Below are 1,786 nucleotides of genomic sequence, written 5' to 3' on the forward strand. Positions count from 1 at the left end.
TGCTCGCCGTGGCGTCTTCCAGCTGCGCCAGGTTCACCGCGTCCGTCGCCTCGGTGCCCGCGGCCACGTTGGTGATCTGGCGTTCGGCGCCCGCGCTGCCCACCGACACCGTGTCGTCGCGGTCGGCTTCCGAGTTCACGCCCAGCGCCACGCTGTTGCTCGCGGCGGCGAAGCTGCCCGCGCCCAGCGCCGTGCTGTCCTCGCCGATCGCGGTGCTGAAGTTGCCCAGCGCGGTACTGTTGGTCCCGGTCGCCCAGGCACCGGCGCCGACCGCCGTGGAGTAGTCGCCCGATGCCTCGGCCGGGAACAGTCCGAAGAACGAGCTGCCGCCGATCGCCACGCTTTCGACGCCGCTCGCCGTGGCCGCCTGGCCCACCGCCACGCTGTCGTCGCCCGATGCGATGCTGTCCGCACCCAGCGCCGTGGCGTTGTAGCCCGACGCCGTGCTCCAGCTGCCGACCGAGGTGCTGTTGAAGCCCGACGCCACCGCCTCGCCGCCGATCGCGGTCGAGAAGTTGCCGGTGGCCTGGGACAGCGCACCGAACGCCGACGACTCTGTCCCCGAGGCCACCGCCTCGGCGCCCACCGCCGTCGACACGTCGCCCGTCGCCTCGGCGAACGCTCCCAGCGCAGTTGCCTCGATGCCGTCGGCCGTCGACAGCGCACCCGAGGCCGTCGCGCCGTCGCCGTTGGCCAGCGCACCGGCGCCCGTGGCGGTCGCCGCGAAGCCGTCGGCCACCGCCTCGCCACCCACGGCCACCGCGTACTCGCCGTAGGCCTGGCTCATCGCGCCCACGGCCACCGAGCTGGCCTGCTCGGCCACCGCGTTGAAGCCCACCGCGGTCGCGAAACCGTCCAGCGCGAACGCGCCGCTGCCCAGCGCCGTCGCACCCGTGCCCAGCGCCGTCGCCGACTCGCCCGCGGCGGTCGCGTAATCGCCTTCGACGTACGCCTCGTTGTCGGTTTCGCCGCCGCTGGCCTGGAAGTAGCGGCTGGTCTGTTCCGCCACGCCGGCCACGGCCTCGAGCTGCGCCAGGTTCACCGCGTCCGTCGCCTCGGTGCCCGCCGCCACGTTGGTGATCTGGCGTTCGGCGCCCACGTCGCCCACCGACACGGTGTTGGCGCGGTCGGCCTGCGAGCCAGCGCCCAGGGCGACGCTGTTGGCGCCGGTGGCGCCAGCCAGGAAGCCGACCGCGGTCGAGTCTTCGCCGCTGGCCAGGCTGCCGCTGCCCAGGGCACTGGCACCATCGGCAGTGGCGTAGGCCAGGGTGCCGAGGGCGGTCGACTGGACGCCGGTCGCCTCGGCCAGCGTCCCCACCGACGTCGCGCCCAGGCCGGTTGCCCAGGCGCCATTGCCGATCGCGGTGGAAGCGACGCCGCTGGCCTCGGTCACCTGCAGTATCAGTCCCGGGAATCCGATGAGCAGATCGCCGTAATCGGCGATGCCGCCGACCGCCAGGCCGTAGTCGCCGCTGGCCACGCTGCCGTAGCCCACGGCCGTGGCGTAGCCGCCGGTCGCCTCGCTGAAGGCGCCGAGGGCGCTGGAAGCCGTGCTCGACGCCATGCTGCTGTAGCCATAGGCCGAGGCCTGCAGGCCGTCGGCCGTCGCCGCCGCGCCGGTCGCGGTGCTGAACGCACCGTTGGCCTGCGCGCCCGCGCCGAACGCGCTCGAGCCCACCCCCGAGGCGGTGGTCGTCTGGTCCAGCAGCACCTCGCCCGTGGTCGGATCCTCGTAGTACAGGCTCCCGCCCACCGCCGTCGCGCTGTCGGCCGTCGCCGTCGCGTT

1 pseudogene is annotated in these 1,786 nt (G+C 74.1%); it reads right to left on the reverse strand.

Annotation, left to right across the window (positions count from 1 at the left end):
* Nucleotides 1-1,786 (reverse strand): annotated as a pseudogene (locus LUTJ29_RS17705) (cell surface protein); the annotation flags it as partial.

It is taken from the genome of Luteimonas sp. J29, from assembly GCF_000472505.1.
In the GTDB taxonomy this organism is placed as follows: Bacteria; Pseudomonadota; Gammaproteobacteria; order Xanthomonadales; family Xanthomonadaceae; genus Luteimonas.